Annotated in this window: 22 protein-coding genes; 5 read left to right on the forward strand and 17 right to left on the reverse strand. The window is 57.6% G+C overall.

Annotated features, from left to right (window positions below):
• Nucleotide 1: 1 nt before the first annotated feature.
• The 9 genes from atpF to mioC form a co-directional block, all read right to left on the reverse strand.
• Nucleotides 2-472: a F0F1 ATP synthase subunit B gene (gene atpF / locus CK911_RS17190; protein ID WP_042022949.1), complete on the reverse strand. Its 471-nt coding sequence runs from the start codon at nucleotides 470-472 to the stop codon at nucleotides 2-4.
• Between the two features lie 55 nt (nucleotides 473-527).
• Nucleotides 528-770: a F0F1 ATP synthase subunit C gene (gene atpE, locus CK911_RS17195; protein WP_005307205.1), complete on the reverse strand. Its 243-nt coding sequence runs from the start codon at nucleotides 768-770 to the stop codon at nucleotides 528-530.
• A 58-nt stretch (nucleotides 771-828) separates the two neighbouring features.
• A complete protein-coding gene (gene atpB, locus CK911_RS17200) occupies nucleotides 829-1,611 on the reverse strand; it encodes a F0F1 ATP synthase subunit A (protein ID WP_042022950.1) in 783 nt (260 codons plus the stop codon).
• An 8-nt stretch (nucleotides 1,612-1,619) separates the two neighbouring features.
• Complete coding sequence (locus CK911_RS17205; protein ID WP_042022951.1) at nucleotides 1,620-2,030, reverse strand: ATP synthase subunit I; 411 nt, start codon at nucleotides 2,028-2,030, stop codon at nucleotides 1,620-1,622.
• A gap of 190 nt (nucleotides 2,031-2,220) precedes the next feature.
• Nucleotides 2,221-3,129, reverse strand: a complete 909-nt coding sequence (locus tag CK911_RS17210) for a ParB/RepB/Spo0J family partition protein (protein WP_098971475.1) — start codon at nucleotides 3,127-3,129, stop codon at nucleotides 2,221-2,223.
• Nucleotides 3,126-3,929 carry a ParA family protein gene (locus CK911_RS17215; RefSeq protein WP_042022953.1) on the reverse strand — a complete coding sequence of 268 codons (804 nt, stop codon included), beginning with the start codon at nucleotides 3,927-3,929 and terminating at the stop codon, nucleotides 3,126-3,128. Before CK911_RS17215 ends, CK911_RS17210 begins: the two co-directional genes overlap by 4 nt.
• 26 nt (nucleotides 3,930-3,955) lie before the next feature.
• Nucleotides 3,956-4,582 carry a 16S rRNA (guanine(527)-N(7))-methyltransferase RsmG gene (rsmG, locus tag CK911_RS17220; RefSeq protein WP_042023014.1) on the reverse strand — a complete coding sequence of 209 codons (627 nt, stop codon included), beginning with the start codon at nucleotides 4,580-4,582 and terminating at the stop codon, nucleotides 3,956-3,958.
• 21 nt (nucleotides 4,583-4,603) lie between these two features.
• Nucleotides 4,604-6,493 carry a tRNA uridine-5-carboxymethylaminomethyl(34) synthesis enzyme MnmG gene (gene mnmG / locus CK911_RS17225; protein ID WP_098972759.1) on the reverse strand — a complete coding sequence of 630 codons (1,890 nt, stop codon included), beginning with the start codon at nucleotides 6,491-6,493 and terminating at the stop codon, nucleotides 4,604-4,606.
• Between the two features lie 508 nt (nucleotides 6,494-7,001).
• Nucleotides 7,002-7,451 carry an FMN-binding protein MioC gene (mioC, locus tag CK911_RS17230; RefSeq protein WP_172954042.1) on the reverse strand — a complete coding sequence of 150 codons (450 nt, stop codon included), beginning with the start codon at nucleotides 7,449-7,451 and terminating at the stop codon, nucleotides 7,002-7,004.
• 395 nt (nucleotides 7,452-7,846) lie between these two features.
• On the opposite strand from mioC, the gene CK911_RS17235 reads away from it, so the two are divergent.
• The 5 genes from CK911_RS17235 to fhuB all read left to right on the forward strand — a co-directional run bounded on the left by CK911_RS17235 (nucleotide 7,847) and on the right by fhuB (nucleotide 15,377).
• Nucleotides 7,847-9,943 carry a TonB-dependent siderophore receptor gene (locus tag CK911_RS17235; protein WP_098971479.1) on the forward strand — a complete coding sequence of 699 codons (2,097 nt, stop codon included), beginning with the start codon at nucleotides 7,847-7,849 and terminating at the stop codon, nucleotides 9,941-9,943.
• A gap of 81 nt (nucleotides 9,944-10,024) precedes the next feature.
• A complete protein-coding gene (locus CK911_RS17240; protein WP_098971481.1) occupies nucleotides 10,025-11,671 on the forward strand; it encodes a multidrug ABC transporter permease/ATP-binding protein in 1,647 nt (548 codons plus the stop codon).
• Between the two features lie 46 nt (nucleotides 11,672-11,717).
• The gene (locus tag CK911_RS17245; RefSeq protein WP_098971483.1) at nucleotides 11,718-12,482 is read left to right on the forward strand and encodes an ATP-binding cassette domain-containing protein; all 765 of its coding nucleotides are present in this window, start codon (nucleotides 11,718-11,720) and stop codon (nucleotides 12,480-12,482) included.
• A gap of 34 nt (nucleotides 12,483-12,516) precedes the next feature.
• Nucleotides 12,517-13,398 carry an ABC transporter substrate-binding protein gene (locus CK911_RS17250; RefSeq protein ID WP_098971486.1) on the forward strand — a complete coding sequence of 294 codons (882 nt, stop codon included), beginning with the start codon at nucleotides 12,517-12,519 and terminating at the stop codon, nucleotides 13,396-13,398.
• Nucleotides 13,395-15,377 (forward strand): Fe(3+)-hydroxamate ABC transporter permease FhuB, encoded by a 1,983-nt coding sequence (fhuB, locus tag CK911_RS17255; RefSeq protein ID WP_098971488.1) that lies wholly within the window; start codon nucleotides 13,395-13,397, stop codon nucleotides 15,375-15,377. The genes CK911_RS17250 and fhuB overlap by 4 nt, the downstream gene beginning before the upstream one ends.
• A gap of 71 nt (nucleotides 15,378-15,448) precedes the next feature.
• Here the strand turns inward: fhuB and mnmE are convergent, their stop codons facing one another.
• The 8 genes from mnmE to CK911_RS17295 form a co-directional block, all read right to left on the reverse strand.
• Entirely contained in the window at nucleotides 15,449-16,810 is a 1,362-nt protein-coding gene (mnmE, locus tag CK911_RS17260; RefSeq protein ID WP_042022960.1) for a tRNA uridine-5-carboxymethylaminomethyl(34) synthesis GTPase MnmE, read from the reverse strand.
• A 110-nt stretch (nucleotides 16,811-16,920) separates the two neighbouring features.
• The gene (gene yidC, locus CK911_RS17265) at nucleotides 16,921-18,567 is read right to left on the reverse strand and encodes a membrane protein insertase YidC (RefSeq protein ID WP_042022961.1); all 1,647 of its coding nucleotides are present in this window, start codon (nucleotides 18,565-18,567) and stop codon (nucleotides 16,921-16,923) included.
• Between the two features lie 5 nt (nucleotides 18,568-18,572).
• A complete protein-coding gene (yidD, locus tag CK911_RS17270) occupies nucleotides 18,573-18,821 on the reverse strand; it encodes a membrane protein insertion efficiency factor YidD (protein ID WP_010672280.1) in 249 nt (82 codons plus the stop codon).
• On the reverse strand, nucleotides 18,788-19,147 hold the full coding sequence (gene rnpA, locus CK911_RS17275) for a ribonuclease P protein component (protein WP_042022962.1): 360 nt from the start codon (nucleotides 19,145-19,147) through the stop codon (nucleotides 18,788-18,790). The genes yidD and rnpA overlap by 34 nt, the downstream gene beginning before the upstream one ends.
• Nucleotides 19,147-19,281, reverse strand: coding sequence for a 50S ribosomal protein L34 (rpmH, locus tag CK911_RS17280; protein WP_005307156.1), 135 nt, complete (start codon nucleotides 19,279-19,281; stop codon nucleotides 19,147-19,149). The genes rnpA and rpmH overlap by 1 nt, the downstream gene beginning before the upstream one ends.
• 268 nt (nucleotides 19,282-19,549) lie before the next feature.
• Nucleotides 19,550-20,284, reverse strand: a complete 735-nt coding sequence (locus CK911_RS17285) for an amino acid ABC transporter ATP-binding protein (protein ID WP_098971490.1) — start codon at nucleotides 20,282-20,284, stop codon at nucleotides 19,550-19,552.
• Between the two features lie 12 nt (nucleotides 20,285-20,296).
• Complete coding sequence (locus CK911_RS17290) at nucleotides 20,297-20,965, reverse strand: amino acid ABC transporter permease (protein WP_098971492.1); 669 nt, start codon at nucleotides 20,963-20,965, stop codon at nucleotides 20,297-20,299.
• The gene (locus CK911_RS17295) at nucleotides 20,966-21,724 is read right to left on the reverse strand and encodes an amino acid ABC transporter substrate-binding protein (RefSeq protein ID WP_098971494.1); all 759 of its coding nucleotides are present in this window, start codon (nucleotides 21,722-21,724) and stop codon (nucleotides 20,966-20,968) included.
• Nucleotides 21,725-21,845 lie beyond the last annotated feature (121 nt).

Consider the following 21,845-nt stretch of genomic DNA (forward strand, 5'->3'; position numbering starts at 1 on the left):
GTTACAGTTCTGCTACCAGTTTGTCGACGATGTCGCTGTTGGCAGCCTGGTCGATTTGACGCGCCAGGATCTTCTCTGCACCAGCAATGGCAAGAGCAGCAACCTGCTTACGCAGTTCTTCTTTGGCACGATGACGTTCAGCTTCGATCTCGGCACGGCCCTGAGCCAGGATTTTTTCCCGCTCAGTCTGAGCACCTACGGCAGCTTCATCAATGATCTGGGCTTTACGTTTGTTAGCCTGTTCAATGATTTCAGCAGCCTGCAGCTTGGCTTCTTTCAGCTGATCGGTGGCGTTGGCCTTGGCCAAATCCAGATCTTTCTTGGCACGTTCGGCAGAAGAGAGACCGTCAGCAATAGCTTTCTGACGGGTTTCGATGGCAGCAATCAACGGCGGCCATACGTACTTCATGCAAAACACAACGAAGAAGAAAAAAGCAATTGCTTGGCCGAGGAGGGTGGCGTTGATATTCACAGCCGATGTCCTCTTAAGTTAGTTAATGGGTTATGCCTGGATGAGTCGCAACGACTTAGCCAGCAACCGCAAACATCACGTACAGACCCAGACCAACGGCGATCATCGGGATCGCATCCACCAGACCCATTACGATGAAGAACTGGGTACGCAGAACCGGGATCAGGTCAGGTTGACGCGCAGCACCTTCCAGGAACTTACCACCCAGGATACCGATACCGATGGAAGCACCGATAGCAGCCAGACCCATCATCATTGCCGCAGCGATGTACAGCAGGTCCATGTTCAAGTTTTCCATGAGGATCTCCAGTTATTTAGATGTAATTGATTGTATAAAAAGGATTATTTGAGTTGCATCAATTATGGTCTTCCTGCGCCATCGACAGATAGACGATGGTCAGAACCATGAAAATGAATGCCTGCAAAGTGATGATCAGGATGTGGAAAATTGCCCAAGGCACGGACAGGATCCACTGTGACCACCAGGGTAACAAACCCGCAATCAGGATAAAGATCAGTTCGCCAGCATACATGTTGCCGAACAGTCGAAGACCCAGAGAAACAGGTTTGGAAATCAGCGTAACAGTTTCCAGGATGAAGTTAACCGGGATGGCAGCCGGGTGGTTGAAAGGCTGAAGCGTCAGCTCCTTCACAAACCCACTGATACCCTTTACCTTGATGCTGTAGTACAGGATCAAGAAGAACACGCCCAAAGCCATGGACATGGTGATGTTAACGTCAGCGGAGGGAACCACACGCAGATAGGGGACACCCATCAATTGTGCAGCGTGAGGGATAAAGTCAACGGGGATCAGATCCATGAAGTTCATCAGGAAGATCCACACAAACACTGTCAGTCCCAAAGGTGCGATGACCTTGTTGCGACCGTGAAAGATGTCTTTGACGTTACCATTCACAAACTCGACCAGCATCTCCACAAAGCACTGCAGCTTACCTGGTACACCACTGGTAGCATTGACTGCTACACGGCGGAACAACAGGATAAACAGGGCGCCTAGCACGACGGAAAATATCATTGAGTCGATATTGACCGTCCAGAACCCGGACCCGACTTGAAGGTGGGTCAGGTGGTGGGAGATATATCCCTGAGGAGTCAGGACTTCTCCGGTTGCAGACATGAGTTTTCCTAATAGTGGTTGTTAAGCGTGAATGAGACCATCCACTGTACAACGAGGGCGAGGATATAAGTGGCAAAAAACGAGACGGTAACGACCTCGACTCCCGCACCGAACAGCAGGGCAAACAGGCCCGCCGTCGAAATGAGCTTAATCCCAGCCCCACCATAAAAGTCCCGCAAAACCAGGCCTACACTCTCGGCTGTCACCTTGCGGCGCAACACCCAGACAGTAAACAAGGCTTGAGGAACCCAGTACATCCCCCCTCCGTAGAGGGCGGAATAACCGGCGCTGGCACCAGTCAGGTAAAACCAGACGGCACTCATCGCCAGGATCAGGATGAGCTGACAAACGAGCATAACCAAGGCCAGTGTCAAACCTTCCAAGGCTAATTTCTGCTTCACCAACCGACCCCTGAACATTACAGAACTGTAAAAAATCGGGATCCGAAGACCCCATGTTAACAGCTCTTAAAGCCGGTCAAATTATACCCTTGAGGGCAGCTATTGCAATATGACAAAAATCCTTATTTTTTGCGGCCTTCCGCAGAGAATTAAGGTTACGTTCATATCAAAAGTAATGGATGTTTTATTACTACAAAAAGCGTAAAAATCACGATTCCGACACGCCAAAATAGCCCAATATGCGGTCCAAATCGGACAAGTTCTCGTAACTTATTACTAACTTACCGCTATCCCGCTTGCCAGGCTGAAGCTGTACCTGATAGCCAATTTTTTCTGCCAACTGACGTTCCAGATAACCAATTTGGGGATCCGTGACCAGTTCCAGCTTGGCTTTGGCCGGTTCGAGTGCCTTTTTCACAAGTTTTTCGGTATCCCGTACAGTCAGTCCCTTCTGGGCAACCAGCTTGGCGAGATCGGACTGAGCCTGACCACTGAGCGTCAGGAGAGCACGGGCATGACCCATATCGAGGTCACCGTGCTCAACGAAGCGCTTCACGTCATCGTTGAGCTGGTTGAGGCGCAGCAGGTTGGTCACTGTCGTACGCGACTTGCCCACCGCCTCGGCCACCTGCTGGTGGGTGAGTTCGAATTCGGTCAGCAATCTTTGTAAAGCGACTGCCTCTTCGATGGCATTGAGATCTTCCCGCTGAATATTTTCAATCAACGCAATGACCACCGCAGCCTCATCAGGGACATCCTTGACGATGCACGGCACTACGTCGAGACGGGCCAGCTGGGAAGCGCGCCAACGCCGCTCACCAGCAATAATTTCGAAGGACTGTTCGCCGAGCGGGCGCACGACGATGGGCTGAATAACCCCCTGAGTACGGATCGAGTTGGCAAGCTCTTCCAATGCGTCCTGGGACATGTCCTTGCGGGGCTGGTACTTGCCTGACTGCAACCACTCCACCGGCAGTTTGCGCAGTTCGCCCTGATTGGTAGGGGCCATGGCCTGCTCGGTGCGCTGATCGCTCATCACCTGTTTTTGGCGGGCAGCCGTACTGGTACTGAGCAGGGCGTCCAGCCCTTTGCCCAGTCCGCGTTTCTTTGGCGTCATATGCTCTCTCGGTCTGCGATGGGCAGCTGACACTCTTGCTCCTGGCGACGGAGGATCTCGCCAGCCAGCGCCAGATAGGCCTTGGCGCCCACCGATGATTTGTCGTAGTGCATGGCCGGGGCGCCAAAACTCGGGGCCTCCGCCAGTCTAACGTTGCGGGGAATGATGGTGCGGTAGACCTTGTCGCCGAAGTGCTGTTTAAGCTGATCGGACACATCATTGGCCAACCGGTTGCGATGATCGAACATGGTGCGCAGCACCCCTTCGATCTTGAGCTGCGGATTGACCACCGCAGCCAGCTTGCTGATGGTGTCGACCAGGGCGGTGAGCCCTTCCAGCGCATAATATTCGCACTGCATCGGTACCAGCACAGAATCGGCGGCAGCCATGGCGTTCACGGTCAGCATGTTGAGAGAGGGGGGGCAGTCGATGAAGATGTAGTCGTATTTGTCCCGCACCGAGGCCAACGCATTGCGCAGGCGGATCTCGCGAGCAAAGAACTCCATCAAACGAATTTCTGCCGCGGTCACGTCGGCGTTGGCGGCAATCAGGTGATAACCACCGGAGGTTTCACGAATGATCACCTCAGCAACGGGGGCATCTTCGATCAGCAGTTCATAGGCAGTGCGCTCGACATCGTATTTATCGACACCACTGCCCATGGTGGCATTGCCCTGCGGATCCAGATCAATCACCAGCACCTTGCGCCGGGTGGCAGCCATGGAGGCGGCCAGATTCACACAGGTGGTGGTTTTACCCACACCACCCTTCTGGTTGGCTATGGCGATGACTTTTCCCACACTATCCCCTAAATAAAACTGCGACCCTATTCGGGCTGGATATGTTTGAATTCCAGCAGATGACGTTCGCCTTCCAGCTCCGGCACCCGCAACTCATGGCAGGCAACCAGACGGATATTGGCAGGCAACTGGGCAAGCTCCTGCTCGGGATATTGCCCCTTGAGCGCCAGGAAGCAACCCTGCTCGGATGGCAGATGATGACACCAGCTCAACATGTCCTCCAGCGAGGCAAAGGCCCGACTCAGTACCCCATCAAACCCGATGTCCGGTTGATACTCTTCAACCCGAGATTTGACTGGCGTGACATTGGTCAGACCCAGCTCCTGGATCACCTGACGGATAAAGTTGATCCGCTTGCCCAGGCTGTCGAGCAACACGAACTGCTTGTCCGGATTGATGATCGCCAACGGCAAGCCTGGCAAGCCAGGGCCGGTCCCCACGTCGATGAAGCGCTCACCGTGCAAGTGGGGACTCACCACCAGGCTGTCGAGGATGTGCTTGACCAGCATGGCGTCCGGTTCACGGACCGAGGTGAGATTGTAAGCCTTGTTCCACTTGTGCAGCAACTCGACTAGCTGCACCAGTTGGTTCTTTTGAGTATCAGTGATAACAATTTCGGCCTGCTTGAGCAGGCCGTTCAATCTTTCCAGCATGTTTTCCAACGGTAAGAATCCTCAGGCGGTTTTGCGCAGCAGGCCGTGTTTTTTCAAGTGAACCAGCAGAATGGAGATGGCCGCCGGGGTAATGCCGGAGATCCGCGAGGCCTGACCAATGGTCTGTGGCTTGGTATCGCTGAGCTTGGCTTTCACCTCGTTGGAGAGGCCGTTCACCTGGTGATAGTCCATATCCTGCGGCAGCAGGGTGTTCTCGTTACGTAGCTGCTTGGCTACTTCATCATGCTGACGCTCGATGTAACCTGCATATTTTATCTGGATTTCAACTTGTTCTGCGGCGGCATGATCGGTCACCGAGGGGCCAACCCCTTCGATGGCCATCAGCGCATCATAGGTCACCTCGGGGCGACGCAGCAGCTCTTCCAGACTCTGTTCACGGCTTAGCGGGGTAGTAACCAGCGCATTCACCGCCGCAAGTGACGGGTGTTGCGGGTGGATCCAGGTCGATCGCAGACGCTGACGTTCCAGCTCAACCTGTTCCATCTTGGTGTTGAATTTGCTCCAGCGCTCATCATCCACCAGACCCAGTTCGCGACCGACGGTAGTCAAACGGACATCCGCGTTATCTTCCCGCAGCAGCAGGCGATATTCGGCGCGGCTGGTGAACATGCGGTAAGGCTCGCGGGTACCCAGGGTGGAGAGATCGTCCATCATCACCCCCATATAGGCCTGATCCCGGCGGGGATGCCAAGGATCCTTGTCCTGGGCACGCAATGCGGCATTCAAGCCAGCCATCAGACCTTGCGCAGCAGCTTCTTCGTAACCGGTGGTACCGTTGATCTGGCCCGCGAAGAACAGGTTTGGAATGCACTTGCTCTCCATGTTGGCCTTGAGATCCCGCGGATCGAAGAAATCATATTCGATCGCGTAGCCAGGACGAGTGATGTGAGCATTTTCAAAACCACGAACGGAGCGAATGATCTGCACCTGCACATCAAACGGCAGGCTGGTGGATACCCCGTTCGGATAGAGTTCGTGAGTGGTCAGCCCTTCTGGCTCAACGAAAATCTGGTGTGCCGTCTTGTCGGCAAAACGGGTGATCTTGTCCTCGATCGACGGGCAGTAGCGTGGGCCGATCCCCTCGATCACCCCGGCGTACATCGGGCTGCGATCCAGGTTGTTGCGGATCACCTCGTGGGTACGCTCGTTGGTGTGGGTGACGTAGCAGGGCACCTGACGTGGGTGCTGGCTGGCATTACCGATAAACGAGAAGACCGGACGAGGATCATCGCCATGCTGGGCCTGCATCAGCGAGAAATCGACGCTACGGGCATCAATCCGCGGTGGTGTACCGGTTTTAAGGCGATCGATGCGCAGCGGCAGTTCACGCAAGCGTTGAGCCAGCGCGATCGAGGGAGGATCCCCGGCACGACCGCCTTTGTAATTTTGCATCCCGATGTGGATCAAACCGTTCAGGAAGGTGCCAACCGTCAGTACGACTGTCTTGCCGCTGATGCGGATCCCGCTTTGGGTCACCACGCCTGCTACACGATCCCCGTCCATGATCAGATCATCGCAGGCTTGCTGGAAGATCTTCAGGTTCGGATAGTTCTCCAGCATATCCCGGACAACCGCCTTGTAGAGCAGACGATCCGCTTGAGCGCGGGTAGCTCGTACTGCTGGCCCCTTGGAGGAGTTGAGAGTACGGAACTGGATCCCGGCAAGATCGGTGGCACGCGCCATGATCCCGCCGAGTGCGTCAACTTCCCTGACCAGGTGTCCCTTGCCGATCCCGCCGATCGCCGGATTACAGGACATATGCCCCAGCGTATCGATATTGTGGGTCAGCAGCAGGGTATTCATGCCCATTCGGGCTGCCGCTGTTGCTGCTTCGGTTCCTGCATGACCGCCACCGACGACGATCACATCAAATTGTTCATGGTATTGCATTGGGATCACCTTGATCTGCACGCCTGAAGATCATTATTTGCCTGGGCTAAAGGGCGAAACATTCTATCTGTTTCGCGCCCTGAGGGGAACGTCTACTTAACGTTCAGTAAGAAGGGAGGATCCGGTAATTAGATCTTAAGGATCTTTAGATCGATCTTTTATTGGATCTACTATTAGGATCCACCCTTTCTGTTGATAAGCGCTTTTTGATCATAAAGATCATTAATTTAAGAGCGATCCTAGCTTGTGGAAAAGCTTGGATCCTGGCTCGGTGAACAGGGGGATAACCAGCACTTTTATACACAGGGCAGTTGGCCGTTGGATCTCATACATGGATAACTATAGGTTTTGCAGAGCTTTACACTGTAGTTATGCACAATCACCCTGGGCGTTGTGGGTAACCATGTAGAACAACTCATTCGGATCAATCTGTTAATAACCCAGTGGATAGTTGATCTGGGGATAAGTGGGAAGATCAAGTATTTTTTCAGGATCTTCCACCCCTTGATCAGGCGATCATCGCCATCCAGTCGCTGATCCACACTTCGGCGGCATCTTCCGGGATCTCGTGCTGGGTCACATCGATATCGAGCCGCTGGCCGATCCGGCTGGCACCGCACTCGGCCAGTAGCTGATCCAGCGTTTTGCCACCCTGGCAAAAGGTGTCATAACTGCTGTCTCCCAGAGCGATCACGCCATATTTCAGTGAGTTAAGATCTGGATGCTGCTCGGCAAGATCCTTGGCGAAGGGTTGCAGATTGTCGGGAACATCGCCGGCACCGTGGGTAGAGGTGACCACCAGCAGGATGGATCCCGCATCATCCAGTACCTCGGCAAGCTTGGCCGGGTTGTGGATCCGGGTCTGGTGGCCAGCCTGTTCCAGCAGGTTGGCGACGTGGTCTGCGACATATTCGGCAGCGCCCAGCATAGAGCCGACGACGATATTGAGTTTGGCCATGGAATGGATCCTGATTTCAGACAAAGAAACGCAAAGCCGGATTCTACCGCCAAAGGGTGTGGATAAATATGGATAAAGCTTGGGGATAATGGCTCTAGTCAGGTAATGCCGCCGGATCCATCCAGCCGATCTTTTTTCTGCTTCTTATATTCCCCTTCATTTTTTTCTCCGCAAATGGCTCTCCTTATGACTCCCATCCCCCGTAAAATCCAGCCAATGATGCAGATAGATAACAATGCAGATGCAAATGATTAGCAATTATTGAATCGATTCGATCACGGCTCCTGTAGTAGGATTGCGCTGCTTTATTCGCCCATGGAACAGGGTGATGTCGTTAAAAACGACCAAAAATAACAATTAAAACAACATAACTCATTGATAGACGAGACTTTAATATGATTGCGCAAAAATACACTACAGGACCCGGCAAGAAGGGCGCCTTCGGCGTGCTTTCACTCTCCGGTTTGCTCGTCTCCCTGCCGCTGATGGCCGAACAGGCCGCCGCTGAGCTGCCCAAAGCCAGCGAAACCATGGTGGTGACCGGTACTGCCATGAAGGTGGAAGTGCCGATGGCCGAGACCCCTCGCGCCGTCTCCGTGGTTAACCGGGAGGAGCTGGATCAGCACGCCGTGTTGCAGCTGGATGAAGCGATTCGCTACCGTTCCGGCGTATTGACCGGCCTCTATGGCTCCGACAACAACACCGACTGGTTCAAGGTGCGTGGCTTTGATGCCGCCTCTTATCTGGATGGCAACCGGCTGTTTGGCACCGGCTATTATGTCTGGACTCCGGAACCGTTCGGTCTGGAGAGTGTGGAAGTGCTGAAGGGGCCAGCCTCGATCCTTTACGGTGAGGCGCCTCCGGGCGGGGTGATCAATGCCATCAGCAAGCGACCGACCGCCACGCCGCAAGGGCAGGTGGATCTGCAACTTGGCAGCCGGGATCATCGTCAGGTCGGGGTGGATGTATCTGACGCGCTTTCCGACAACAGCCGCTACCGCATGGTTGCTCTTTATAAAGAGCGTGATGGCGTGCTCACCGGCACCTATAACGATCGGGTCTATCTGGCGCCCAGCGTCACCTTCGATCTTTCGGATCGTACCAGCCTGACCCTGCTGGCCAGTTTCCTGCACGACGAAGGGGTCCCGACCAACGGCTTCTTCCCGGTCTATGGCACCCTGAACACCTCGGGTGGCCAGATCGATCCCTCCACCAACCTGAGCCAGCCGGATTACGATCGCAATCGAAATACCCAGATCTCCACCGGTTACGAGTTGGCCCACCAGCTCAACCAGACCTGGGAGTTCAAGCAGAACGTCCGCTTCAACTACAACGATCTGCTGCTGCGCCAGACCTATATCTTCCCGACCTATGAAGGCACGACCGCCTACCGCGGTCTGGTTTACCGCGATGGCAATACCAAGAGTGCCACCATGGATAACCTGATGGTGGGCTACTGGAACACCGACAGCACCGAGCAAACCTTGTTGCTGGGGGTGGATCTGCAGCGCCATGTCAATGAAGGTGTCGAGGCCGACAATTACGCCATGGGCTCCATCAATACCATGAACCCGGATTACAGCGGCTTCCCCGGTTTTGACGATTCGACTGCTACTCACCAGAAGAGCGCCAAGGGCCAGAGCGGCCTCTATGCCCAGCACCAGATCCGCTGGGACGACCGCTGGTTGCTGACTGGCGGTGGCCGTTTCGACTATGTGGAGACCCACAACACCAATACCAGCAAGGACGAGCGCCAGTACGATCACGAGCTCTCCCTCTCGGGCAGCCTGATGTATCTGGCTGACAACGGCCTCTCTCCCTACTTTGCCTATGCCGAGTCGTTCGAGGTGCTGCCGGGGATCGATCCTAACACCCGAAACTCCTACAAGCCGCTCAAGGGCAAGCTCTACGAGACCGGCGTGAAGTATGCGCCTGCCTTCCTCGACGGTTACATCAATCTGGCGCTGTTCGATCTGGCCCAGACCAACTCGCTGGTCTCTACCGGTTCCGGCCAGCAGACCCAGGCGGGTGAAGTGACCTCTCAGGGGGTTGAGCTGGAAGGGAGCGTGCAGGTGACAGATGCGCTGCGTCTGACCGCTGCTTATACCTACACCGATGCCAAAACCAACGACACCGGCAGTGGCGATCGCCGTGCCAGCCTGATCCCGCGCCACCAGGCCTCCTTCTGGGGTAACTACAAGGTGCAGCAAGGGGTGGCTTCGGGTCTGGAGCTGGGTACCGGTGTGCGTTATATCGGTTCCAGCGTGGGTATTGGCGCCGTGAATGCGGACTATACCCCCATCTACGGCTCTGCCGAGGTGCCAGCCCATACCGTCTGGGATGCGATGATCGGGTATGACTTTGCCAAGAACTGGCGTGCCCAGCTCAACGTCAACAACCTGCTGGGTGAAACCTACGTGGCCAGTTGTGACTATTACTGCTACTACGGCGAGCCGCGCAGCGTAGTGGGCAGCATCAACTACCGCTGGTAACAGAGGGCGGGCGAGGGCCTTGGCCTTCGCCCCCTTTTCCCCGTTCATTGATCTGAACATTTCTCTGCATAGCGGCCTGTCATGGAACTCTTGTCTCTGGTTTATCGCCAATATCGTTGGCCCTTTATCGCCATTACCCTGCTCAGTCTGCTCAGTGCCGTCAGCGGGATTGGCGTCATTGCTTTTATTAATCAGTCTCTTATCGAATCTATAGGTGATCCGCTGCCGATCCTCGGTCAGCTGGTCGGCCTGATAGTGCTGCTGCTGGTGATCACGCTCGGCTCTCAGCTGGCCCTGACCACTATCGGTCACCATTTTGTCTACCGGTTACGTAGCCGTCTGCTCAAGCAACTGCTGGATACCGATGTCGCCCGCATCCGCCAGATTGGTCAGGGGCCGCTGCTGGCCTCTCTCTCCAGCGATATCGGCCAGATCACCATCGCCTTCGTGCGTCTGCCGGAGCTGGTGCAGGGGCTGGTGCTCACGCTGGGTTCTGCCCTTTACCTCGGCTGGCTCTCTCCTGCGTTGCTCGGGGTTACCGCGCTCTGGGTTACCGTCACTATGGTGGTGGGCTGGCTGCTGGTGAACCGTGTTTATCGCCATCTCTCCCAAATGCGTCAGGCCGAAGATCGGCTCTATCAGAACTATCAGGCCATCATCGCCGGCAGCAAGGAGCTGGCACTCAACCGCGAGCGGGCCCACTTCGTCTACCACCAGCTCTATGAGCAGAATGCCCGTGACTACCGCCAGCAGATCATCCGCGCCGACACCTATCACCTGAGCGCGGTGAACTGGTCGAATATCATGATGCTGGGGGCCATCGGCCTGGTTTTCTTTCTGGCCAACGGCCTTGGCTGGGCCAACACCAATGTGGCGGCTACCTTTGCGCTGACCTTGCTGTTCCTGCGCACCCCGCTGTTGCAGGGGATTGGCGCCCTGCCGACCCTGCTTGCCGCTCAGGTGGCGTTCGACAAGATCGCCGCCCTCAATCTGGCAGAGCCGGACGCGGACTTTCCGCTGCCGCCCGCCATCCGCCCCTGGCAGCGTATCGAGCTGGAGCGGGTGAGCTTTCACTATCAGGGGGAGGGCGGCTTTGCCGTCGGCCCCATCGATCTGGTCATCGGAAAAGGTGAGCAGATATTCATCATCGGCGGCAATGGATCCGGCAAGTCGACGCTGGCCATGCTGCTGACCGGCCTCTATCAGCCGGTATCGGGCCGGATCCTGCTGGATGGCGAGCCGATCACCGATCGCAACGGCTATCTGGCGCTCTTCTCCGCCATCTTCACCGACTATCACCTGTTCCAGCACCTGCTGGGGCCGGAACCCAAGGATGAGCTGGTCGCCGAGTGGCTGGAGCGGCTGCAGATGGGCAGCAAGCTCACCATCGAGGATGGCTTTATTGCCGATATAGAACTCTCTCAGGGGCAGCGCAAGCGGGTTGCTCTGCTGCTGGCGCTAGCCGAGCAGCGCGAGGTGATGCTGTTTGACGAGTGGGCCGCAGATCAGGATCCCCAGTTCCGCCGCATCTTCTATCAGCTGCTGTTGCCACGCCTCAGGGAGATGGGCAAGACGGTGATCGCCATCAGCCACGACGATCACTACTTCCCGCTGGCCGATCGCCTGCTGGAGATGCGTCAGGGCCAGCTCACTGAACTGATCGGCGTGCGCCGTGCCGCAGTGAGCCGCGATGCGATCGCCCATCTGGATTGCGAGGTGCCGGCTTGATGCCGGCACCGATGAGACTGGCGGCAAGCCAGCACAGGAATTGCTTATGTTCGAGATGAAATCAGCCAGCTTCACGGTCAATGACCGCACGCTGCTGCACCCCACCGACCTGCGTTTCGAGCAGGGACAGGTCTATGGCCTCATCGGCCACAATGGTTCCGGCAAATCTACCCTGCTCAAGCTGCTGGCTCGCCAGCAACCCCTGAGCGACGGCGAGATCCTGTTCGATGGCAAACCGCTGCCCGACTGGGGCAACCGGGAGTTTGCCCGTCAGGTAGCCTATCTGCCCCAGCATCTGCCGAGCGCCGAGAATCTGCTCGGGCGGGAGCTGGTGGAGATGGGCCGCTACCCCTGGCGCGGCCTGTTGGGCCGGATGGGGGCGGAGGATCACCTTCAGGTCGATCGGGCCATCGCCCTTACCCATACCGAACGCTTTGCCGATCGGCTGGTGGATACCCTCTCCGGCGGCGAGCGGGGGCGGGTCTGGCTGGCGATGCTGCTGGCCCAGGAGAGCCGCTTCATCCTGCTGGACGAGCCGCTGGCCGCGCTGGATGTGGCCCATCAGGTGGAGGTGCTCACGCTCGTCAAGCAGTTGAGCCGTCAGCTAAACCTTGGGGTCATCATCGTCATTCACGACATCAATATGGCCTCCCGCTTCTGTGATCGGTTGGTGGCGCTCCACTCTGGCCGCCTGCTCATCCACGGCGAACCTGAGGGGATCATGACCAGCGAGACCCTGAACGCCATTTATGGCATCCCGATGGAGGTCATTCGCCACCCGGCTCATGCTCATCCCATCGCCATCGTCTGACCGGGGGGCTCTCTTGAACCGTTTATTGAAGAAGATGGCACCCTGCCTTATTAGCCTGCTGCCACTTGCGGCGCAGGCCGACACATCCCCGATCGCTTCTGTGCCGCTACCCCGTATCGCTACCGTCGACTGGACCATAGCCGAGACCCTGCTGGCACTCGGGGTGACACCGCTGGCTGTGGGGGATGCTGGTCCCTATCAGGCATGGGTCGGCGAGCCACGGCTGCCCGCCGGGGTGGTGGATATCGGCCTGCGCACCCAGCCCAACCGCGAGCTGCTGGCGGAGCTCAAACCCGATCGCATCCTCATCTCGCCGCTAGCGGCTCCGCTGGCACCAACTCTTTCCCGCATTGCACCGGTGAGCACTATTGCCCTCTATGATGGGCAAACCGATCTGTGGCAGCGGCTGCACGATGTGACCCTGACCCTCGCCCGTATGGTGGGCAAAACCTCCGAGGGCGAACGGCTGCTGGCCGGGCTGGATCAGGAACTGGCCAGTATGAAGGCCAGATTGCCTGCGGATCTGCCGCCCCTGCTGGTGGTGCAGTTTATCGATGAGCGCCATGTGCGGGTGTTTGGTCGCCACAGCCTGTTCGATGCGGTGATGACGCGGCTCGGGCTGCGCAATGGCTGGCAGAATCAGACCAATGACTGGGGTTTCTCGGTGGTCAGCATCGAGCAGTTTATGACCTTGCCAACCGCGCGGCTGGTGGTGGTCGATCCCATCCCGGTCGGAGTGAGCGAACGGCTGCAGGAGCCTGGGCTGTGGCAGCATCTGCCGCTGGTACGCCAAGCCCCCGTGCTGCATCTGCCTGCGGTCTGGAGTTTTGGCGGCGTATTGGCCGCCCGCCGTTTCGCCAGTCTGCTCAGCGATGCATTGCTGCAAGATGTCGAGCGTATGGAGGCGAGCCGATGAAGCGACTGCTCACATCGCCGCTGCTGCGGCCGGTCTCGATCCTGCTGGGGTTGACCCTCTCGCTCGCGTGTTGGGAGCTGGCTCGCCAGCTGCCCGGTGCGCTCTGGTGGCAGAGCCTCTTCGCCCCCAATCTGGATGATGTCAGCCAAGCGGTGGTGCATTTCAGCTGGCTGCCCCGTTTGGTGGTCACCCTGCTGGCTGGAGCTGCACTCGGGCTGGCGGGTACCCTGATGCAGCAGGTGCTGCGCAACCCGCTCGCGTCACCCACCACGCTTGGGGTGGCCTCCGGTGCCCAACTGGCATTGATGATGGTGACCCTGTTTGCCCCCTCCTGGCTGCTGTTGGGGCGGGAGTGGATCGCCATGGCCGGTGGCAGCCTTGCAATGGCGCTGGTGTTCGCCCTGGCCTGGCGTCGTCAGCTCAATCCGGTGGTCATCGTCTTTGCCGGGCTGGTGATCAACCTCTATCTGGCGGCCATCAGCATGGGGCTCTTGCTGTTCTTTCAGGAGGAGCTGAAAGGCTTGCTGGTGTGGGGCAGTGGCTCTTTGGTGCAGAACAGCTGGAGCGGGGTGAGTTACCTGTTGCCTCGCCTGCTGGCAGCCGCTGCGCTGGCCGCTGTGCTGGTACGCCCGCTTGCAGTGCTGGAGTTGGATGATGCCAGCGCCCGTAGTCTGGGTGTATCCCTTCAGCATCTGCGTTTTGCCGGACTCGGGCTGGCGGTATTTGTCACCGCTTGCGTGGTGAGCGTGGTCGGGCTGATCGGCTTTATCGGGCTGGCCGCCCCCGCCATGGTGCGGCTGCTCGGGATCCGCCAGCTTGGCCAACGGCTATTGTGGGCACCGATCCTCGGCGCCCTGCTGCTGGCGGCCACCGATCTGCTGCTGCAGAGCCTGAGCCGCTTCTGGCCAGTCTTGATCCCCACCGGCGCCATGACCGCCCTGCTGGGCGCGCCGCTGCTGCTCTGGCTTATTCCGCGCCTTGGCATCAAGTCGGGTGCGCCGAAGGCAAACTCCGCTCTGCTGGTGGCCCGCCATCCGGCTCCGGCTCGCCTTGTCGGCCTGTTGCTGGTTGGGCTGCTGCTGGCCATGGTCGCCTCCCTGCTGTTTGGTCAGGGGATGACGGGCTGGAGCTGGCCAAGCTGGCTCCGCTGGCAGGCCCAGCTGGAGTGGCGGCTGCCGCGCGCACTAGCGGCGGGAGCGGCCGGTGTGCTGCTGGCGCTGGCGGGTACCCTGTTGCAGCGCGTCAGCAACAACCCGATGGCGAGCCCGGAGCTGCTGGGGGTGAGTGGCGGCACCTTTATGGGGGTGATTACCACAGCGCTGCTGCTGCCCGCGTTGCCCCTGCCGCTGATGCTGGCCGGTGGCTTGCTCGGTGCCTTCGGCTGCCTGTTGCTGCTGGTGGTAGTCAATCGCAAGCACGGCTTCCAGCCGGAGCGGATCCTGCTCTCAGGTATTGCCATCACGGCACTGTTTGAGCCGCTGCAGGCCATCGCGCTGGCCAACGGTGACATGCGGGTGCAGCAACTGCTCTCCTGGATGTCCGGTTCCACCTATTACGTCACCCTGCCGGTGGCCTATGGGTTGGTGGGGCTGGTGCTGTTGATGCTGGCCGCCTGCCTGCTTGTCAGCCGCTGGCTCGATCTGCTGCCGATGGGAGCTGCGATGGCGACCGCGCTGGGCATTCGCCTCAACCGTGCCCAGCTCGCCATCCTGCTGCTGGTGGCCGTGCTCACTGCCAGTGCCACCCTAGTGGTGGGGCCGCTCTCGTTCGTCGGTCTGCTGGCGCCACACATGGCCAAGCTGATGGGGCTGGTGCGGGCACGCTGGCACCTGCTCGGGGCTGCCGCTTCCGGCGCCCTGTTGATGGTATCGGCGGACTGGGTCGGCCAGCAGGTCCTCTTCCCGAAGGAGGTGCCGGTCGGTCTGGTCTCCACCCTGTTAGGTGGCGCTTACTTCATGTGGTGTCTGCGCCGTCTCTAGGTGTGCGGACAAAAAACAGACAACAAAAAGCCCGGGTTCATCCCGGGCTTTTTGTTGTCTGCCGAACCGACTTACTTGCCGATGCAGAAGCTGGAGAAGATGCGGCCCAGCAGATCGTCGGAGCTGAATTCGCCGGTGATCTCGGAGAGGGACTCCTGCGCGAGGCGCAGCTCTTCGGCCACCAGTTCCCCGGCGACATAGATTTCCAGCTGGTCTTTGGCGATCAGTAGCCGCTCGGCGGCGCGCTCCAGCGCATCCAGATGGCGGCGGCGGGCCATAAAGCCCCCCTCGGTATTGCCCTGGAAGCCCATGCAGGCTTTCAGGTGCTCACGCAGGGCGGGCAGCCCCAGCTCGGTCTTGGCGGAGATGCGGTAGACGGCGTGACCTAGCTCCTGACTCGGTGCCAGCTCCTCGCCAGTCAGGTCGGCCTTGTTGCGAATGACGGTGAGGCCGATGTTTTTTGGCAACCGATCAACAAATTCCGGCCAAATCTCCCGCGGGTCGATGGCGTCAGTGGTAGTGCCATCCACCATAAACAGCACGCGATCGGCTTGTTCTATCTCTGCCCAGGCGCGCTCTATGCCGATCTTTTCCACCTGATCTTGCGTGTCGCGCAGACCGGCGGTGTCGATGATGTGCAGCGGCATACCATCGAGGTGGATGTGTTCGCGCAGCACGTCGCGGGTGGTACCGGCGATCTCGGTGACAATGGCGGACTCGCGGCCTGCCAGGGCGTTGAGCAGGCTCGATTTACCGGCGTTAGGGCGACCGGCGATCACCACCTTCATCCCTTCCCGCAGCAGGGCGCCCTGCTTGGCTTCCCCGCGTACCCCATCCAGCTCGGCCATGATGGCGTAGAGATCGCCCGCAACCTTGCCGTCGGAGAGGAAGTCGATCTCCTCATCGGGAAAGTCGATGGCCGCTTCCACATAGATGCGCAGCCGGATCAGGCTCTCGACCAGCAATTGAATTTTGCTGGAGAACTGCCCCTGCAGGGAGTGCATGGCGCTGCGTGCGGCCTGTTCGCTGGAGGCTTCGATCAGGTCGGCGATGGCCTCGGCCTGGGCCAGATCCAGCTTGTCATTGATGAAGGCGCGTTCGCTGAACTCGCCGGGACGGGCAGGGCGAATGCCATCGATCTGCAGAATGCGGCGGATCAGCATGTCCATGATGACGGGACCCCCGTGCCCCTGCAGCTCCAGCACATCCTCGCCGGTGAAGCTGTTGGGGGCTTTGAACAGCAGGGCGATGCCCTGATCCAGTACCTGGCCTTGCTCATCCTTGAACGGCAGATATTCGGCGTAGCGCACCCGCGGGAGCTTGCCGAGCATTATCTCGGCGACCTGTTCGGCGGCGGGGCCGGAGACCCGGACTATGCCAACGCCGCCACGGCCTGGCGCGGTGGCTTGGGCCACGATCGTATCTGTTGTCATCTTGCTTGGCTCGTTTGTTCGCTGATAGGAAAACGTAGTGGGAGACATTGTAATAAAAAAGGCGGCCCGAAGGCCGCCTCTTTTGTCATCACGGGAAGATTAGCTGCGCATCAATTGCGAGTGTGCAGGCCTTTCTTCTCCAGCTGACGATAGATGATGGTCTGCTGGGTAATGGAGATGACGTTGCTCACCAACCAGTACAGAGTCAGGCCAGCCGGGAACCAGAGAAACATGAAAGTGAAGATGATCGGCATGAACTGCATCACTTTCTGTTGCATCGGATCGGTGACAGTGGTCGGGCTCATCTTCTGCAGATACCACATGGAGGCACCCATGAGGATTGGCAGCACGAAGAAGGGGTCCTTCACTGACAAGTCAGAGATCCACAGGGCAAACGGCGCATGGCGCAGCTCGACGGATTCCATCAAGGCCCAGTAGAGGGCGATGAAGATCGGCATCTGTACCAGGATCGGCAGACAGCCACCCAGCGGGTTGACCTTCTCCTTCTTGTACAGCTCCATCATGCCTTGAGACATCTTCTGGCGATCTTCGCCGAAGCGCTCACGCAGGGCTGCAATCTTGGGCTGCAGCATGCGCATCTTGGCCATGGAGGTGTACTGGGCTTTGGTCAGCGGGAACATGATACCGCGCACCAGCATGGTCAGCATGATGATGGCCACACCCCAGTTCTGGACGAAGCCGTGGAACACGGTCAGCAGCCAGTGCAGTGGCTGGGCGATGAACCACAGCCAGCCGTAGTCGACGGTCAGGTCGAGGTGGTTAGCCACCTTGGCCATCTGGTCTTGCAGCTTGGGACCGACCCACAGCTTGCTGGTCACTTCGGCCTGTTGGCCAGCGGCCACGTCTACCAAGGGCGCTTTATAGCCAATGATGGCCTGGCCTGTGCCAGGGGTCACGCGGCTGTAGAAGCTGTTGGTATCGTCGGCATTGGGTGCCCAGGCGGAGACGAAGTAGTGTTGCAGCATGGCGACCCAACCACCCTTGGTGGTCTTGTTCAGGTCGGCATCCTTCATTTCGTCGAAGGTGTATTTCTTGTAGCGAGTCTCTTCGCTGGAGAAAGCACCACCACGGTAAGCACTCGCTACCATGGCATGACCTTCCTGGTCTTTCGGGGTTGCTACGGTCTGCTTCAGCTGACCATAGAACTGCACCTGAACCGGCTCGGCAGATTTGTTGTCGATTTTGTAATCAACACCAATGGCATAGTCGCCACGCTTGAGCACGAATTCTTTAGTGAAGAGCACGCCCTTGCTGTCGGTCCAGGTCATCGGTACGACGACTTGATCCTGACCATCGGCCAGCTGATAGCTGGTCTGGGCGGCGTCATAGGTAGGACGGCCCTGAGGTTGACTGTCAGGACCATCACGACCCACCAGGCCGCTTTGGGCGACATAGAGGCGATCAGGCACATTGGTCAGCAGCACGAATGACGGCTCTTTACCTTCTTCCAGCTTGTGGGCCAGCAGTTCGGCAGAGACGATATCGCCACCCTGGGTATCCAGGGTCAGTTTGAGCACGTCAGAGGAGACGGTGATCAGCTTGCGTGCGGCAGTCGCGTTGGCTTGCTCGGAAACCTGAGGAATGTCACCGGTTTGACCGGCTTCAGGTACGAAATGTTCGGTTTGGGCCACGGTAATCGGGGCCGGCTTCGGAGCCTTGTCGGACTCCCACTGTTGCCAGAGCAAAAAGCTCACGAACAGCAAACCGATCAGAAGTAGATTGCGTTGTGATTCCATAGTCTTCAGTTTCTTCGCTTTGGTTGCGGAACCGGGTCATAACCACCCTCGGATAAGGGGTGGCATTTTAATAGACGTTTGCTAGCTAGCCAAACGCCTTTTATGAAACCGTGAAGTCGGATGGCTTCTATCGCAAATTGGGAACAAGTTGGAGTAAAACGGCAGCGCGGCCCGAGCAGAGGGCTAATGATTAGCTGATACAGGCGTATCAGTTTGATAGCTACCCATTGCAACGGCGTGACAGAGTGCGCCATAGCTTTTCCAGTAACTTGAACAGTTCCTCGTTATCCATCTCTTTCACACCAGCCTTGGCGATCACCACGATATCGATAGCGGGCAGCTTATGTTGTTGGAGGCGGAAACTTTCCCGGACCACCCGTTTGACACGGTTACGCCAGACGGCACGCTTGAGTGCTTTTTTGGGCACAGCGAGACCAAGACGAGAGTGTTCGAGTGAATTGGGGCAGGCGAGAAGCGTAATTTGCGGGGAAGCAGCCCGGACAGGCTCAGCGAAAACGCGTTTGAAGTGTTCGGGAGTTAACAGACGTAACTCCCGAGAGAAGGTGTGCTGGGTAGGCATTAGACTACCAGGCGGGCACGACCCTTGGCACGACGAGCGGCCAGAACTTTACGACCGTTGGCAGTTGCCATGCGGGCGCGGAAACCGTGAGAGCGCTTGCGCTTCAGGTTGGACGGTTGAAAAGTACGTTTCATGATTCGATTCCGTATTTCTGTACAGTTTTGATGTCACACTTAGCCGACGCGCCAGCTATAGCGTGTGACGACTAGCAAAAGAGGCCGAATTCTAAACAGAGTTCGGCTTTTAGTCAATCCGCCGTTCCCTCTCATCCTGCGATGGTCTTGAAAGGCCACTGCCGAGTGTAAGGATCCAGAGGATCGAGGGCTCCGGATTATACTGGCAACCCGGGGTTAAACAAGGGATCCTTCAATAAAAAAGGTGGTCAAGCTGCGAAAGCGGGGGCTATTTCAGAACTTTTCGCAAGAACTCCCGGGTGCGGGGATCCTTGGGATCAACCAATATCTGATCTGGCGGCCCCTGTTCGACGATCCTCCCCCCTTCCATGAAGATCACTCGATCAGCAATATCGCGAGCAAATTCAATCTCATGGGTCACCACCACCATGGTCTGGTGTCGACGAGCCAATGCTTTCATCAGCCCCAGCACCTCGTCTACCCACTCGGGGTCTAGGGCGGAGGTGGGCTCATCGAACAGAATCACTTTGGAGTGGGCGGCCATGGCGCGGCCAATGCCGACCCGTTGTTGTTGACCGCCGGACAGTGACGCCGGATAGGCATCCTGCTTGTCGGCAAGACCTATCTCTTTGAGGATGCCGAGCGCGGTGGCGCGTGCTTCTGCCTTCGGTTGCTTCCAGACGGTGATCAGCCCTTCGGCAATGTTGTCCAGCGCCGTCTTGTTGGCAAACAGGGCGTAGTTCTGGAACACGAAGGAGGTGCGCTTGCGCAACTCGATTGCCTGTTGCTCGCTGGCTTTGGCCAGATTCAGCGCAAGGTCGTCGATGGCCAGGGTGCCCGCATCCGGGGTCTCCAGCAGGTTCAGGCAGCGCAGCAGGGTCGATTTGCCGGTGCCGGAGGGGCCGATGATGACGACAATTTCCCCTTTTTTCACCTCCAGATCGATGCTGTTAAGTACCTGATTGCCGTTATAAGCCTTGGTGAGGCCGGTGAGTTTGATCATCGCTGACCTCCGTTAGTAGGCCCTATTCAGGCGAACTTCCAGCAGATGCTGCAAGCGGGTAAAGATAATAACAACCCCCCAGTAGACCAGCGCCACCGCCATAAAGCTCTCGAAGAACTTGAAGGAGGAGGAGGCCTCCATCTGTGCCTTGCCCATGATCTCGGCCACCCCCAGGGTGAATGCCAGTGAGGTGCTCTTGATCATGTCGATGAAGTAGTTCATCAGCGATGGGGTGGCGATACGTGCTGCTTGTGGCAGGATGATCCGCTGCATCGCCTGATAGCGACTCATGCCGATACTGAGCGCCGCTTCCATCTGACTTTTGTGAATGCCGAGGATGGCGGCCCGGATCGACTCGGCCATGTAGGCGGCGAAGTGCAGGGTCAGGCCGACGATAGCGGCAGTAAAGGCATCCATCCCCACGAAGATTGGGAACAGCTGCGGTAGCCCGTAATAGAGCAGGAATAGCTGGACCAGCAGCGGTGTACCCCGAAAGAACGAGATATAGAGCATTGCCAGCCAGTGAATGACGGGGATGCGAAACACCCGCACTATCGCCAGAGCCAGCGACAGCACGAGTGCCAGCACGAATCCCCACAGTGCCATCTCCATCGTGGTGCCCAGATACTTGAGCAGGATGGGAAACAGCCCCAGCGTGTATTCGAGATCAAATTCCATCATTTATTTGTCGGTGATGTCGGAGGCGAACCATTTTTCGGAGATCTGACGCAGGGAGCCATCCTTACGCATGGCGGTCAGGGCACCGTCGACCTTGTTTAGCACAGCCTGTTTCTCCGGGGTTTTCAGGAAGGGCAGGGCGTTCTCGATGGTTTCGAACGGTGCGCCGGCCTGTTGCAGTGGCAGCTTGGATTCCTTGATCAACTGGGCGGTGGAGACGCGGTCCATCACGAAGGCATCGATACGGCCCAGCGCGACATCTTGTTCGAAGTTGGAATCATAGGTACGGATATCGATTTTCTTGGCTGGATCGTTCTTGCGCAGCAGCTCTTCGAAGTTGGAACCCAGGTTAACGGCAACCTTCTTGCCAGCCAGATCCTGAATGCCGTGGATGGTGCTGTTGCCCTTGCGAACCACTATCTGGGCGCCGTCATAGACGTAGGGTTGGGAGAAGGCGTATTTGGCCTTGCGCTCGTCAGTGATAGTGATCTGGTTGGAGATGGTGTCGATGCGACCGGTTTCCAGCATGCCGAACAGGCCAGAGAAGCTGGCGGTCACGAATTCGACCTTGTAACCGGTACGCTCACCGATCTGGTTCCACATATCCACCTCAAAGCCCTGCAGCTTGTCCTGCTTGACGAAGGTGAACGGAAAATACTTGCCGGACATGCCGACCTTGATGGTCTCCTGGGCTATCGCTTGACCAGACAGGGTGGCCAGCAGGATGGCTGCGCCGGAAATCAGTTTGATGGATCTGCTCATGGTGTTTCTCGCTCTCAATGTCTTGTATTTGTAGTTGTAATCACTACGTTGCAACGCATGCTATTGGAATAAAACCTAATTAATAAATGACATTTAGTTATATTAAATAACGAGAAGAGAT

The organism is Aeromonas sp. CU5 (assembly GCF_002586745.1).
Taxonomy (GTDB): domain Bacteria; phylum Pseudomonadota; class Gammaproteobacteria; order Enterobacterales; family Aeromonadaceae; genus Aeromonas; species Aeromonas sobria.